The sequence below is a fragment of the Variovorax sp. FG153 genome (assembly GCF_057809595.1).
On the sequence record NZ_JBMDKG010000040.1, the window covers coordinates 60,914 to 75,588 of the forward strand.

Consider the following 14,675-nt stretch of genomic DNA (forward strand, 5'->3'; position numbering starts at 1 on the left):
CACCGACCCCATCACCATGAGCACGACCATGAACCGCATCACCCGCAACACCCGCCTGGCCGCCGCGATCCTGTGCGCCGCCGCCGGCACCCTGGCCGGCAGCGCGCACGCCGCCGGCGAAGCCAGGAACGTCATCTTCTTCCTGGGCGACGGCATGGGCCCGGTCACCGTGACGGCCGCGCGCATCTACAAGGGCGAGAAGCAGCTCGCGGCCAGGCCCGGCTCGCTCGCGAGCCCGGAACGCGCCCACCTCGTCATGCAGTCGCTGCCCTTCGCGGCGCGCGTGAAGACCTTCTCGCTCGACGGCCAGACCACCGACAGCGCGCCCTCGATGGCCGCCTACATGACCGGCGTGAAGATGCGCAACGAGGTGATCTCGATGTCGAGCGACACCACCGCCGTCGACGGCACGGGCACCCAGTACATCAACGGCGAGAACACCACCTGCCCGCCGACCAACGGCAAGGCGGTGGACACGCTGCTCGAGCTCGCCAAGGCCAAGGGCCGCGCGGTGGGCGCGGTGTCGACCACGCGCGTGGGCCACGCCACGCCGGCCACCACCTACGCCCACATCTGCAACCGCAACGGCTACAACACCATCGCCGAGCAGAGCACGCCGGGCCATGCGAACTACAACCCCAAGCTGCTCGACGGCATCGACGTGCTGATGGGCGGCGGCCAGCGCAACTACCTGCCGAAGTCGCTCAACCCGAGCAGCAAGCGCACCGACAACGTGGACCTGGTGGCCGCGATGCAGGCCAAGGGCTACGCCTATGTCGACACGGGCACCAAGCTGCGCGCCGTCGACACCGCCGCCACCGGCAAGCTGCTGGGTCTGTTCTCGCAGAGCGAGATGGCCTACGAGCTCGACCGCGTGAAGCAGAACCTCGACCAGCCGAGCCTGTCGGAGATGACCGAGAAGGCGCTGGGCGTGCTCAGCCGCAACGACAAGGGCTTCTTCCTGATGGTGGAGGGCGGGCGCATCGACCATGCGCTGCACGGCACCAACGCCAAGCGCGCGCTGGAAGACACGCTGGCCTTCGACGCCGCGATCCAGACCGCGCTCGACTACATGAACAGGAAGGACCCGGGCCTGAAGAACACGCTGGTGGTGGTCACGGCCGACCACGACCACGCGATCGCCTTCAACGGCTATCCGAAGATCGGCAACCCGATCCTCGGCAAGGTCAACGGCTACGCCGACGGCAAGCCCTCGAAGGCCGCCGACGGCAAGCCCTACACCACGCTGGTGTTCGGCAACGGCGGCCGGCCCAACGCGAGCGCGGGCAGCCAGGTCAACCCGGAAGACGGCAACAAGCCGTGGATCGCGCCGGCCCGCGCGCCGAACCGCGACGACCAGAGCGCGATGAACACCGAGGACGACAACTTCCTGCAGGAGGTCGGCATCAACCTCGGCGCGCCCGGCTCCGAAACCCATGGCGGCGGCGACGTGATGCTGTTCGCCGGCGGCGCGGGCTCGAAGATCTTCAAGGGCACCCTCGAGAACATCAAGGTGTTCGACAAGGTCCGGCAGGCGGCGGGCCTGTGACGGTGGCCGCGAAGCTCCAGGCGTTGCTGGCTGCAACGGTCCTCGCGGCCGTCCCGCTGGCGGCGGGTGCCGCGGGCGACGCCCAGGCACCCGACCAGAACCTGCGCATCCAGCACCACGTGCTGTCGATCGGCAAGGACGGCGTGCAGCGCGAGAGCCGCTACGCCGACCGCATGTTCCGCCGCGCCGGCACGGTGTGGATCGAACGCGAGCTGCCGGCCGCGCTGCGCGCCGACCACGAGCACGAGGCCCGCGACGCCAAGGTGCACATCGGCCATGCGCATGCCGACAACACGGCCGCGCCGCTGTGGCTGCGCCGCGATGCCAGCGGCAAGGTGGAGGTCGGCATGGTGCTGCGCGCGCAGCGCAAGCTGATCGAGGTCGACGCGGCCAACTACGGCAACGTCGGCTACGGCGGCTCGTGGGCGCCTGCCTACTGGCTGGTCGACCCGGCGGTGCTGCCGCGCATGAAGTCCCTGGGCGCCGCGGGCCCGGGCGTGCAGCGCTACGAGCAGCAGCAGGGCGAGAGCACGGTGCGCATCGACTGGGACGTGGCCGGCCGCTATGCGCGCAGGATCGAGCAGCGCAACGCGCACGGCACCTCGCTCAACACGATGACCGCCATGCCGATCGCGGCGCCGAAGACACTGCCCTGGCAGGCGGTCGAGGCCTACGAGCGCGGCGACTATTCGGATTTGCTGGACTGAAGGGTCGGCTGGAAAGCGGGATCGGGCAGCCGGACGCAGAGGACGCGAAGGTTTCGCGAAGGACGCGAAAGGAATACCCAATGAAGTGGGCTGCTGCTGGGCTAACGCTGCGGCACTTTCGGTCTCGCTACGGGGCAGTGCTTGCGCACGAGCGCGACCCACACCTTCAAGGCTGTTCTTTCGCGTCCTTCGCGAAACCTTCGCGTCCTCTGCGTCCGGTTCCCGAATTCAGAGAAAGCGCTCCAGCAACTTTCTAGACCCCCGGTCGAGCGCCTTCACGTCGGCAATGCGGAACTGCACCCCATGCGCGCTCGCGATCAGCAGCGCGCCATGCTCGAGCCGGCGGATGTCCTCCTCGGCCTTGAGCACGAAGCGGGTGTCGCCGCGGTCGGTGCTCACGGTCCAGGTGCTGGGCACGCCGAAGCTCGACACGGCGTGCAGCTTGAGCAGCGTGGGCGCGAAGTCGCGCACCGCGAGTTCTTCCTCGAGCAGCGCGCGCGCCGCGGACGGCAGCTGATCGACGCGGTCGATCCACACCAGTTCGCGGCCCTCGCCGCCGACCAGCGAGATGCCCTCGCCCGGCGCGCTGAGCGGAAAGGCCCGCACCGCGGAAATGCCCACGTGCCGCTGGCCCTGCGCATCGGTCAGCACCAGCCGGCCGAAGGCATCGCGCTCGAGCCCGAAGTCGGGCGGGGTGATCGTCGTCGTTTCCATCATGCCTCTCCCGCCGGATGCGCCGCATGGCTCACCGGGATGCCCTGCGCGCCCACGCGCTCGTTGGCCGCGCCTTCGCTGGCGTCGTCGTCGCCCTGACGCAGCTGCGCCTGGTAGAGACGCCAGTAGGCGCCCTGCTTCGCCATGAGTGCGTCGTGCGGGCCGACCTCGACGATCTCGCCGCGGTCCATCACCACCAGGCGGTCGGCCTTGCGCAGGGTCGAGAGCCGGTGCGCGATCGCGATCGTGGTGCGGCCCTGCACGAGGTTGTCGAGCGCCTTCTGGATCTCCTTCTCGGTCTCGGTGTCGACCGCCGAGGTGGCCTCGTCGAGGATCAGGATGCGCGGGTCGATCAAGAGCGCGCGCGCGATGCTGATGCGCTGGCGCTCGCCGCCCGACAGGCCCTGGCCGCGCTCGCCCACCAGCGAGTCGTAGCCGTGCGGCAGGCGCAGGATGAAGTCGTGCGCATGGGCGGCGCGCGCCGCGGCCACGATCTCCTCGCGCGTGGCGTCGGGCTTGCCGTAGGCGATGTTCTGCGCGATGGTGCCGAAGAACAGGAAGGGCTCCTGCAGCACCAGCCCGACGTGGCGCCGGTAGTCGGCCACGGCGAAGCGGCGGATGTCGGTGCCGTCGACCTCGATCGCACCCTCGGTGGCGTCGTAGAAGCGGCAGATCAGGTTGACCAGCGTGCTCTTGCCCGAGCCGCTGTGGCCCACCAGGCCGATCATCTCGCCGGGCTCGATGCGCAGGTCGAGGTCGTGGATGACGGCGCGCGAGCCGTAGCGGAAGCCCAGCCCGCGCATCGCGATCGCGCCCTGCACCCGCTCCACCTTCACCGGGTTCGCGGGTTCGGGCACGTTGCTCACGTGGTCGAGGATGTCGAAGATGCGCTTGGCGCCGGCCGCGGCCTTCTGCGTCACCGAGACGATGCGGCTCATCGAGTCCATGCGCGTGTAGAAGCGGCCGATGTAGGCGATGAAGGCGGTCAGCACGCCCACCGTGATGCTGCCGCGCGCCACCTGCCAGATGCCGAAGGCCCAGACCACCAGCAGGCCGATCTCGGTCAGCAGCGACACCGTGGGCGTGAACACCGACCAGGTGCGGTTGAGCTTGTCGTTGACCTGCAGGTTGTAGGCATTGGCGGCGCGGAAGCGCTCGGCCTCGCGGCGCTCCTGCGCGAAGGCCTTGACCACGCGGATGCCGGGGATGGTGTCGGCCAGCACGTTGGTGACCTCGGACCAGACGCGGTCGATCTTCTCGAAGCCGGTGCGCAGCCGGTCGCGCACCACGTGGATCATCCAGGCGATGAAGGGCAGCGGCACCAGCGTGACCACGGCCAGCAGCGGATTGATCGAGATCAGGATCGCCGCCGTCATGACGATCATCAGCACGTCGTTGGCGAAATCGAGCGCGTGCAACGAGAGGAAAACGTTGATGCGGTCGGTTTCGGAGCCGATGCGCGCCATCAGGTCGCCGGTGCGCTTGCCGCCGAAGTAGTCGAGCGGCAACGTGAGCAGGTGCTCGTAGGTGGTGGTGCGCAGGTCGGCGCCGATGCGCTCGGACACCAGCGCCAGCAGGTAGGTACGCGCCCAGCCCAGGCCCCAGCCGACCAGCGCCGCGCCGAGCAGCCCGCTCAGGTAGAGGCCCACGCGCATCGGATCGATCTTCTGCCCGTTCTGGAACGGGATCAGGATGTCGTCCATCAGCGGGATCGTGAGGTAGGGCGGCACCAGGGTGGCGGCCGTGGACAGCACGGTGAGGAAGAAGCCGGCGATCAGCTGCTTGCGGTAGGGCCGGGCGAAGCGGCCCAGCCGCAGCAGCACCCAGGTCGAGGGCGGGGTCTGGAGCTCGGTGTCGACCTCGTCGCCGTCGGCCTCTGGTGTCGCGCGCGCGACACCCGCCGCGTTGGCGCGCTGGCCGAACAGCCGCAGCAGGCGCAGCGCGGCGACCTGCTGGGCCAGGGTGTAGCGCCAGCGCACCAGCCGCCCGCGCCCGTCGACGAGATCGAGCAGGCCGACCCCGGACTGGTCGCTCAACTGCAGTTCGAGCGCCGGGTCGGCGAGCGACCACTCACGCCACACGCCTTTGCCGCCGGGCTCCAGCGCCAGCAGCCGGCGATCTGTGAGCGCCACCAGGCCAAAACCGAAACGAAGTTCTTCATCGAGGTCAACCGACAGTGTTGCCAGAACGTTTTCCGCGACTGCGAGCCGGCTTTTCAGAGCCTCTGAAACCGCTTCGTTTTCGCCCTCCTGGGTGCCGACTGGATCGTGATGTTGCATTGTGTTTCTTTGACTCTTGCCCGTCGCGGCCCGTTGGGACCGCGCCATGACGCCCTTCGCGGGGCGCCGATTCTGACCGATCGCCATGGGCGCGCTTGAAGGCGCCGCGGTGCTCGGCCAAAGCACATCGAACGTTTGCATGACCCGTTTCGACGACATTCGCCTGCTGCGCATCAACTATTTGCGCGGCCCGAGCATCTGGACCTACCGCCCGGTGCTCGAAGTCTGGCTGGACCTCGGCCGGCTCGAGGAATTCCCCTCCAACAAGATCGAAGGCTTCGGCGACCGGCTGACGACCCTGCTGCCGGCGCTGATCGAGCACCACTGCGGCGTCGGCGAGCGCGGCGGCTTCATCCAGCGGCTGCGCGAAGGCACCTGGTCGGGCCACGTGCTCGAGCACGTGGTGATCGAGCTCTTGAACCTGGCCGGCATGGCCACCGGTTTCGGCCAGACCCGCGAGACCTCGGTCTCGGGCACCTACCGCATGGTGTTCCGCTCGCGTGACGAGCAGGTGGCGCGGGTGGCGCTGGCCGAGGGCCACCGCATCATGATGGCCGCGATCAACGACGACCCCATCGGCCCGGCCGACGTGCAGGCCGCGATCGAGGCGATCAAGTCGAAGGTCGACGACTGCTACCTCGGCCCGAGCACCGAGGCGATCGTGAATGCCGCGATCGACCGCGACATCCCCTACATGCGCCTGAACAGCGGCAACCTGGTCCAGATGGGCTACGGCGCCAACCAGCAGCGCATCTGGACCGCCGAGACCGACTACACCAGCGCCATCGGCGAATCGATCGCCAGCGACAAGGTGCTGACCAAGTCGCTGCTCGCGGGCTGCGGCATCCCGGTGCCCGGCGGCCAGGCGGTCGCCAGCCCGGCCGAGGCCTGGGAAGTGGCCGAGGACATGGGCGTGCCGGTGGTGGTCAAGCCCTCCGACGGCAACCACGGCCGCGGCGTGATCCTGGACCTGACCAAGCGCGAGGACATCGAGGCCGCCTTCTCCGTGGCCGAGCGCCACGGCAGCGAAGTGCTGGTCGAGCGCTACATCCGCGGCGAGGAGCACCGCGTGCTGGTGGTCGGCGGCCGCATGGTGGCGGCCGCGCGCGGCGAGACCGTCTGGGTCACGGGCGACGGCAAGTCGAACTGCAGCGAGCTCATCGACCTGCAGATCAACAGCGACCCGCGCCGCGGCGACACGGAAGACTTCCCGCTGTCCTTCCTGGGCGCGCGCGACGGCGCGATCCTGTCGGACCTGCGCCGCCAGGGCCTGGAGCCCGAATCGGTGCCCGAAGCCGGCCGCCGCGTGCTGATCCAGCGCAACGGCAACGTCGCGATCGACTGCACCGACAGCGTCCATCCCGAGGTCGCGCACATGGTCGAGCTGGCCGCGCGCGTGGTCGGCCTGGACATCGCGGGCATCGACCTGGTGTGCGAGGACATCTCCAGGCCGCTCGGCCCGCAGGGCGGCGCCATCGTCGAAGTCAACGCCGGCCCCGGCCTGCTGATGCACCTGAAGCCGGCCGTCGGTTCGCCGCGCCCGGTGGGCCGCGCGATCTGCGACCACCTGTTCCCCGACGACTCGCAAGGCCGCATCCCCGTGGTGGGCGTGGCCGGTTCGCGCGACAACGCGGTGATCGCCCGCCTGGTGGCCTGGCTGGTCGGCCTCGGCGGCCGCCACACCGGCCTGGCCTGCCGCGACGGCCTGTTCCTCGAGCGCCGCCGCGTCGACGCGCGCGACAGCGCCAACTGGGAAGCCGGCCACCGCCTGCTGATGAACCGCCAGGTGCAGGCCGTGGTGATCGAGAACGGCGCGCGCACCATCCTGCAGGACGGCCTGCCCTACGACCGCTGCGAGGTCGGCATCGTGACCGACCTCGGCGGCTTCGAGCAGCTGGGCGACTTCGACATCCGCGAGAGCGACCACATGGTCAAGGTGCTGCGCACCCAGGTCGACGTGGTGCTGCCCGAGGGCACCGCGGTGCTCAATGCCGACGACGAACGCGTGGCCGGCCTGGCGCCGCTGTGCGACGGCGCCGTGATCCTCTACAGCGTGGACGCGCAGGCCGCGTCGCTGACGGCCCACCAGGCCGCCGGCGGCAAGGCGGTGCTGATCCGCCAGGACCGCGTGGTGCTGGCCAACGGCACCAGCGAGTCCTTCCTGCCGGGCCTGGGCCGCCTCACCGTGTGGCGCGCCACCCATGCCGGCGTCAGCCTCGAGAGCCTGCTGGCCGCCGTGGCCGCGGCCTGGGCGCTGGGCATTCCGCTCAACCTCATCGGCGCGGGCATCGAGGCCTTCGAGGCCGACCTGCAGGCGGCACTGGCCTCGCTGCAGCTCTCGCAGAGCCAGCCCTCGCCCCAGCTCCAGCTCGCCTGATCCACCCGGTTCCTCCGCGCATCCGCGCGGGGGCACCCGCCGATACCCCCTGAAGAACCGCGCCGCCCCATGAAAGTCACCCGCACCCGCGCCCTTCGCGGCCCCAACCTCTGGAGCCGCCACACCGCCATCGAGGCGGTCGTTGCCTGCGAAGGCGACGAGAACGCCATCGGCCGGCTGGCCGGCTTCGAGGACCGCCTGCGCGCGGCCTTCCCGACCATCGGCGAGCTGCACCCGATGGTGCTGGGCCAGCCGCTGGCGCTGGCCCACGTGCTGGAGAACGCGGCCGTGGCGCTGCAGGCCCAGGCCGGCTGCGCGGTCAACTTCGGCCACACCTCGCCCACGCTGGAAGAAGGCGTCTACCAGGTGGTCGTGCAATACACCGAGGAGGCCGTGGGCCGCCGCGCGCTCGAGCTGGCCGAGGCGCTGATCGCCGCGGCGCAGAACGGCACCGCCTTCGATGCCACCGCCGCCATCACCGAGCTGCGCGACCTCGACGAATCGGAACGCCTGGGCCCGAGCACCGGCTCCATCGTCGATGCCGCCGTCGCGCGCGGCATCCCCTACCGCCGCCTCACCACCGGCAGCCTGGTGCAGTTCGGCTGGGGCTCGAAGCAGCGCCGCATCCAGGCCGCCGAGGTCGACAGCACCAGTGGCGTGGCCGAGTCGATCGCGCAGGACAAGGAGCTCACCAAGCAGCTGCTCAACGCCGCCGGCGTGCCGGTGCCGCTGGGCCGCCCGGTGGCCGACATGGACGACGCCTGGGCCGCCGCGCAGGAGATCGGCATGCCCGTGGTGGTGAAGCCGCAGGACGGCAACCAGGGCAAGGGCGTGACCGTCAACATCACGACGCGCGAGCAGCTCGACGCCGCCTACAAGGCCGCCGACGCCTACGGCGAGGTGATGGTCGAGAAATTCCTGCCGGGCTTCGACTTCCGCCTGCTGGTGGTGGGCGACCGCCTGGTGGCCGCCTCGCGCCGTGATCCGCCGCACGTGATCGGCGACGGCAGCGCCACCGTGCGCCAGCTGGTCGACACGGTCAACCTCGATCCGCGCCGCGGCGAGGGCCATGCCACCTCGCTGACCAAGATCCGCCTCGACGACATCGCCGTCGGCCGGCTCGAGGCGCAGGGCCTCACGCCCGAGAGCGTGCCCGCGCTGGGCCAGCGCGTGGTGCTGCGCAACAACGCCAACCTCTCGACCGGCGGCACCGCCACCGACGTGACCGACACCGTGCACCCCGAGGTGGCGGCGCGCGCGGTCGACGCGGCGCAGATGGTCGGCCTGCACATCTGCGGCGTCGACGTGGTCTGCGAGAGCGTGCTGCGCCCGCTCGAAGAGCAGCACGGCGGCATCGTCGAGGTCAATGCCGCACCGGGCCTGCGCATGCACATCTCGCCCTCGTTCGGCCGCGGCCGCGCGGTCGGCGAGGCGGTGGTCGATGCGCTGTTCGCCCATGGCGACGACGGCCGCATCCCGGTGATCGCGGTCACCGGCACCAACGGCAAGACCACCACCACGCGGCTGATCAACCACATCGTCGCCTCCAGCGGCCTGCGCACCGGCATGACGAACACCGACGGCGTGTACGTCGATGGCCGCCAGACCGACAGCGGCGACTGCAGCGGCCCGAAGAGCGCGCGCAACGTGCTGCTGCATCCCGACGTGGACGCGGCCGTGTTCGAGGTCGCGCGCGGCGGCGTGCTGCGCGAGGGCCTGGGCTTCGACCGCTGCTCGGTGGCCGTGGTCACCAACATCGGCAGCGGCGACCACCTGGGCCTGAACTACATCACCACCGTCGAGGACCTCGCGGTGCTCAAGCGCGTGGTGGTGCGCAACGTGGCGCCGGGCGGCTACGCCGTGCTCAACGCGGCCGACCCCAACGTCGCCGCGATGGCCACCAACTGCCCGGGCGAGGTGATCTTCTTCGCGGCCGACCGCCAGCATCCGGTGATGGCCACGCACCGCGCGCAGGGCAAACGCACCGTCTACGTCGACCAGGACACGGTGGTGGCGGCCGAAGGCTCGTGGCGCGAACGCATCGCGCTGCGCGACGTGCCGATCACGCGCGGCGGCAGCATCGGCTTCCAGGTCGACAACGTGATGGCCGCCGTGGCCGCGGCCTGGGCCGTGGGCCTGGACTGGGACACCATCCGCAGCGGCCTCGCGAGCTTCCTCAACGACGCCGCCGGCGTGCCCGGCCGCTTCAACGTGATGGACTACCGCGGCGCCACCGTGATCGCCGACTACGGCCACAACACCGACGCCATGCGCGCGCTGGTCTCGGCCGTGGACACCATGCCCGCGAAGAAGCGCTCGGTGGTCATCAGCGGCGCGGGCGACCGGCGCGATTCCGACATCCGCGACCAGACCGCGATCCTGGGCCAGGCCTTCGACGACGTGATCCTCTACCAGGATGCGGCCCAGCGCGGCCGCGCCGACGGCGAGGTGATGGGCCTGCTGCGCCAGGGCCTGCAGGGCGCGACCCGCACGCGCCAGATCGACGAGATCCGCGGCGAATTCATCGCCATCGACGCCGCGCTGGCCCGGCTGCAGCCCGGCGACCTCTCGCTGATCCTGGTCGACCAGGTCGACGAAGCGCTCGCTCACCTCGCGAAGCGCATCGCCGAGGGCTGAGCCCTCGGCCTGCGGGATTCGTCCCACACGCGGGGGCGCGTCCCGCCGGGTCCGCAATCTGTGCCGTCCCACAGGCCGCGCGCGCCGCGCGGCCGGACACTGGGCCTCCAGTCGCGCACTGCCTCGCTCTCGAGGAAGTCGCGTCCTTTCCAGGAGGCCCGATGACCCCAACGATTCACGCGGGAACGATCCCGTCCCGCCGGCCGATGCGGCCGCTGCGCTCCCTTCGCATCCTCGCGCTCGCCGCCGGGCTGGTCGCGCTCGGCGCCCATGCCCAGGCGCCCGGTTCCGACGCGCGCATGCAGAAGGAGCGCGCCACCTGCGACGGCGTGCAGCAGGACCGCGCGGCCTGCCTGCGCGAAGCCGGCGCGGCACGGCAGGAGGCCGGCCGCAACGGCCTGACGAGCGCCAGTCCCGGCGGCTACGACGCCAACGCGCTCGCGCGCTGCCGCGAGCAGCCGGTGGCCGATCGCGCCGACTGCGAAGCGCGCATCCGCGGCAGCGCGGGCGCCGGCCGCACCACCACCGAAGGCAGCGTGATGGGCGGCGGCGTGATCCGCGAGACCGTGACGCCCCTGCCCGCGCAGCCGGCACCGGCGCGCTGAACCCTTCACCCGTTCCATCGGCTCATTTCGAGGAGCACACCATGACCCACCGTCTTCTTTTCACCCGCGGCGCCATCGCCGCCCTCGTGGCGCTCGGCGCCCTGGCCAGCGCGGGCACCGCCAGCGCGCAATCGCGCCGTGGCGACGCCACCTACGAACGCGAGCTGGCCGTCTGCGGCCACAACCAGCAGGACCGCGCGGCCTGCATCCGCGAAGCCGGCGCGGCACGCCAGGAAGCGGCGCGCGGCGGCCTCACGAGCGCGCCCGACTACCGCCGCAACGCGCTGCAACGCTGCGCGCTGCAGCCGCCGGGAGATCGCGCCGACTGCGAGGCCCGCGTGCTCGGTGGCGAGGGCAACACCCGTGCCGCGGTCGACGGCAGCGTGATGGGCGGCGGCGTGATCCGCGAGTCGGTCACCACGGTCGTGATGCCTGCGCCCGCGCCCTACCCGGTGGCACCGCCCGCGCCGGTGATGCGCGCGCCCGAGCCCGTGATGGTGCCGCCGGCCGCCTATCCGGCCGCTCCGATGCCCTACCCGGCACCGCAGCCGATCCGCTGATCGCCATCGGCATCCGCCACGAGGCGCCCTTCGGGGCGCCTTTTTCATGCGAAAAACTGCCTCGACGCCCCGAAATCCGGGTGTTTTCCCTCTTGGCGAGGTCTTGCAGGACTGCAAATCGATGCCCCGCAATGTCACAGAATTGTCATAAAAGCCCTGGGGGCTGCTAGCTATAGTTCTCGGCTCCTGCCTTACCGAGAAACTTTCCACCCATGAATGCCATCAAGGTCGCTCGCCGATTCATCGAAACGGACCCGGCCAACGAATCGGCCAAGATCCTCGCCCAGCTCGTGCTGGCCCTCGAATCCGAACGCAGCTTCGAACTCGTCACGCTCTACAGCCTCGACTACAAGAGCTTCCAGCTGGCGATGGACATCCTCAAGGAGTGGCGCCTCGACCGCTACTACGCCAGCAAGTCCAAGCTGTTCGATCTGTCGCTGCAGGTCAGCGAGCTCGACACCAAGAGCAGCAGCAACTGAGATCCGACGGTCCCGCGCCTTTTTCGTTTTCCTCGCTCCCGCTCCCCGCCTCTCCCCTTCCCCCGATTCCCCCTCGCGTTCGACGCGACCGCTGCACCGTCGCAGCCGGCCGATCCGCTTCCCTTCCGCTTCCCGAACCCGCGCCACGCGACGCGCCTGCCTTTGCGCGGGCGCGCGGCGGGAGCGCGGGCGGCCGCGGCGCTGGCACGCGCGCGTGTCGTGCCCATGTCCAGCGGTCGCCGATTCGGCCTCCAGCCTTCCAAATATTCGAAGACCGATCGCTGAAACGAGCCCGGTCTTTCGGCAGCCTCCCTGGAAAGACCGGCCTCGGCCCCTTCCAATATTGGCAAGCCGGCGTACGTGCCATTCCCGATCCCGCCCCGCCGATCCAGTCCTAGACTCCGACGCGGCAGGCGCGCGCCCCGCATGACGGGCGCCCCGCGCCCTCCCTCATCAACCGGGTACTGGATCAAATGCAAGCAAAACACAGGATCGCCGTCATTCCCGGCGACGGCATCGGCGTCGAGGTGATGCCCGAGGGCCTTCGCGTGCTGGATGCCGTGGGCCGCCGCTTCGGCATCGATTTCTCGTTCGACCATTTCGACTGGGGTTCGGACCACTACGTGCGCACCGGCCTGATGATGCCGGCCGACTGGGACGACAAGATCCAGGGCCACGACGCGATCTACTTCGGCGCGGTGGGCGCGCCCGACAAGGTGCCCGACCACATCGCCGTGTGGGGCCTCCTGATCAAGATCCGCCGCGAGTTCGACCAGTACGTGAACCTGCGCCCGGTGCGCCTGATGCCCGGCGTGCCCGGCCCGCTGGCGCACCGCCAGCCCGGCGACATCGACTTCCTGGTGGTGCGCGAGAACACCGAGGGCGAATACACCTCGGTCGGCGGCCGCCTGTTCGAGGGCACGCCGCGCGAGATGGCGATCCAGGAAGCGGTGTTCACGCGCACCGGCGTGGACCGGATCATCGACTACGCGTTCCAGCTGGCCAGCCGCCGCAAGCGCAAGAACCTGGTGGCCGCGACCAAGTCCAACGGGATCTCGATCACGATGCCCTACTGGGACGAGCGCCTGGCCGAGATCGCGAAGCGCTACCCCGACGTGGCGACGAGCAAGTACCACATCGACATCCTGTGCGCGCACTTCGTGCAGCACCCCGACTGGTTCGACGTGGTGGTGGCCTCCAACCTGTTCGGCGACATCCTGTCGGACCTGGGCCCGGCCTGCACCGGCACCATCGGCATCGCGCCCTCGGGCAACCTCAACCCCGAGCGCAAGTTCCCCTCGCTGTTCGAACCCGTGCACGGCTCGGCCCCCGACATCGCGGGCAAGGGCATCGCCAACCCCATCGGCCAGATCTGGTCGGCCGCGCTGATGCTCGACCACCTCGGCGGCGACAACCCGGTCTACGCCGAAGCCTCGGCCGCCGTGCTCTCGGCCATCGAGACCGTGCTCAGCGAAGGCCCGCGCACCCGCGACATGGGTGGCACCGCCAACACCGTCGACGTGGGGCGTGCGATCGCCGAGTGCATCTCGGCATGAGTTCTCGCGCCTGCCGTACGGTTCGTCGCGCCTTGGATGAGGTGCGTGGGTCGGGGCGGGCGCGCGCCGATGTTGAACCGCCGGCACCACCGCGGCGCCTCCCGTGCACAGGGCAGTGGGTGCTTCCCGCAGCGAAATCAAGGAGGAGGCCGAAGGCCGGGGGACATTCGCGGAGGGAAGTACCCGCTGTCCTGTGCACGCGCCCCGGACAAAAACCACCACGCAAAGCGATGAACCCCCAGAGATGAGCCTCTTCCTAATCAAGCGCCTTGCCACGCTGATCGGCACGCTGATCGGCGCCTCCATCATCGTCTTCCTGGTCCTGGAGATCCTGCCCGGCAATGCCGCGCAGATGCTCATGGGCCCGGACGCCGCCCCCGAAGCCGTCGCCGCCCTGGCCACCAAGCTCGGCCTCGACCAACCCGCCTGGACCCGCTACTGGCACTGGATCGCCGGACTTCTCACCGGCGACCTCGGCGACTCCTACGCCTACAGCTCCCCCGTGCTCGACCTCATCCTCGAGCGCCTCGCACTCACCGTCCCCCTGGCCCTCTTGGCCATGGCCTTCACCACCGTGCTCGCCCTGCTCGTGGGCGTCACCGCCGCCGCGCGCCACAACAAGCTCGGCGACGTCGGCCTCATGGGCCTCACCCAGGTCGGCATCGCCATCCCCAACTTCTGGTTCGCCATCCTGCTGATCCTCGTCTTCTCCGTGCAGTTGCAGTGGTTCTCCGCCGGCGGCTTCGACGGCTGGGGCGAAGGCGTCTTCGCCGGTTTGAAGTCGCTCCTGCTGCCCGCCCTGTCCCTGGCCGTCGTGCAGGCGGCCATCCTCGCGCGCATCACCCGCTCGGCCGTGCTCGAGGTCATGCGCGAGGACTTCGTGCGCACCGCACGCGCCAAGGGCGTCACCCAGCGCGCCGTGCTCTGGACCCACGTGCTGCGCAACGCCCTGATCCCCGTCATCACCGTCATGGGCATGCAGTTCTCCGAGCTGCTCGCCGGCACCATCGTGGTGGAGAACGTGTTCTACCTGCCGGGCCTGGGCCGCCTGATCTTCCAGGCCATCAGCAACCGCGACCTCATCGTCGTGCGCAACTGCGTCATGCTGCTCGCGGCCATGGTCGTCATCGTCAACTTCGTGGTCGACGTGCTCTATGCCGTCATCGACCCGCGCATCAAGGCGAGCGACATATGAGCGCCATTGCATCGGTG

At 70.1% G+C, this 14,675-nt stretch carries 11 protein-coding genes; 9 read left to right on the forward strand and 2 right to left on the reverse strand.

What is annotated here, in order from left to right:
* Positions 1-16 precede the first annotated feature (16 nt).
* Both ACODT0_RS31860 and ACODT0_RS31865 read left to right on the forward strand, forming a co-directional pair.
* Positions 17-1,549, forward strand: a complete 1,533-nt coding sequence (locus ACODT0_RS31860) for an alkaline phosphatase (RefSeq protein ID WP_172705315.1) — start codon at positions 17-19, stop codon at positions 1,547-1,549.
* A 2-nt stretch (positions 1,550-1,551) separates the two neighbouring features.
* The gene (locus ACODT0_RS31865) at positions 1,552-2,256 is read left to right on the forward strand and encodes a hypothetical protein (RefSeq protein ID WP_489043109.1); all 705 of its coding nucleotides are present in this window, start codon (positions 1,552-1,554) and stop codon (positions 2,254-2,256) included.
* A gap of 228 nt (positions 2,257-2,484) precedes the next feature.
* On the opposite strand, the gene ACODT0_RS31870 is transcribed toward ACODT0_RS31865, so the two are convergent.
* Both ACODT0_RS31870 and ACODT0_RS31875 read right to left on the reverse strand, forming a co-directional pair.
* On the reverse strand, positions 2,485-2,970 hold the full coding sequence (locus ACODT0_RS31870) for a cyanophycin metabolism-associated DUF1854 family protein (RefSeq protein WP_057593814.1): 486 nt from the start codon (positions 2,968-2,970) through the stop codon (positions 2,485-2,487).
* Positions 2,970-5,249: a cyanophycin metabolism-associated ABC transporter gene (locus tag ACODT0_RS31875; RefSeq protein ID WP_489043110.1), complete on the reverse strand. Its 2,280-nt coding sequence runs from the start codon at positions 5,247-5,249 to the stop codon at positions 2,970-2,972. The genes ACODT0_RS31870 and ACODT0_RS31875 overlap by 1 nt, the downstream gene beginning before the upstream one ends.
* A gap of 139 nt (positions 5,250-5,388) precedes the next feature.
* Between ACODT0_RS31875 and ACODT0_RS31880 the strand changes: the two genes are divergently transcribed.
* From ACODT0_RS31880 to ACODT0_RS31910, 7 genes are all read left to right on the forward strand, one after another.
* On the forward strand, positions 5,389-7,626 hold the full coding sequence (locus ACODT0_RS31880; RefSeq protein WP_489043111.1) for a cyanophycin synthetase: 2,238 nt from the start codon (positions 5,389-5,391) through the stop codon (positions 7,624-7,626).
* Between the two features lie 69 nt (positions 7,627-7,695).
* Entirely contained in the window at positions 7,696-10,263 is a 2,568-nt protein-coding gene (gene cphA, locus ACODT0_RS31885; RefSeq protein ID WP_057593802.1) for a cyanophycin synthetase, read from the forward strand.
* A gap of 206 nt (positions 10,264-10,469) precedes the next feature.
* Complete coding sequence (locus ACODT0_RS31890; RefSeq protein WP_057593804.1) at positions 10,470-10,868, forward strand: hypothetical protein; 399 nt, start codon at positions 10,470-10,472, stop codon at positions 10,866-10,868.
* A gap of 41 nt (positions 10,869-10,909) precedes the next feature.
* Positions 10,910-11,428 carry a hypothetical protein gene (locus tag ACODT0_RS31895; RefSeq protein ID WP_057593806.1) on the forward strand — a complete coding sequence of 173 codons (519 nt, stop codon included), beginning with the start codon at positions 10,910-10,912 and terminating at the stop codon, positions 11,426-11,428.
* A 212-nt stretch (positions 11,429-11,640) separates the two neighbouring features.
* Positions 11,641-11,907: a hypothetical protein gene (locus ACODT0_RS31900; RefSeq protein ID WP_057593807.1), complete on the forward strand. Its 267-nt coding sequence runs from the start codon at positions 11,641-11,643 to the stop codon at positions 11,905-11,907.
* Between the two features lie 473 nt (positions 11,908-12,380).
* Positions 12,381-13,463, forward strand: coding sequence for a tartrate dehydrogenase (locus tag ACODT0_RS31905; RefSeq protein WP_093355354.1), 1,083 nt, complete (start codon positions 12,381-12,383; stop codon positions 13,461-13,463).
* Between the two features lie 244 nt (positions 13,464-13,707).
* Positions 13,708-14,658, forward strand: a complete 951-nt coding sequence (locus tag ACODT0_RS31910) for an ABC transporter permease (protein ID WP_057596054.1) — start codon at positions 13,708-13,710, stop codon at positions 14,656-14,658.
* Positions 14,659-14,675 lie beyond the last annotated feature (17 nt).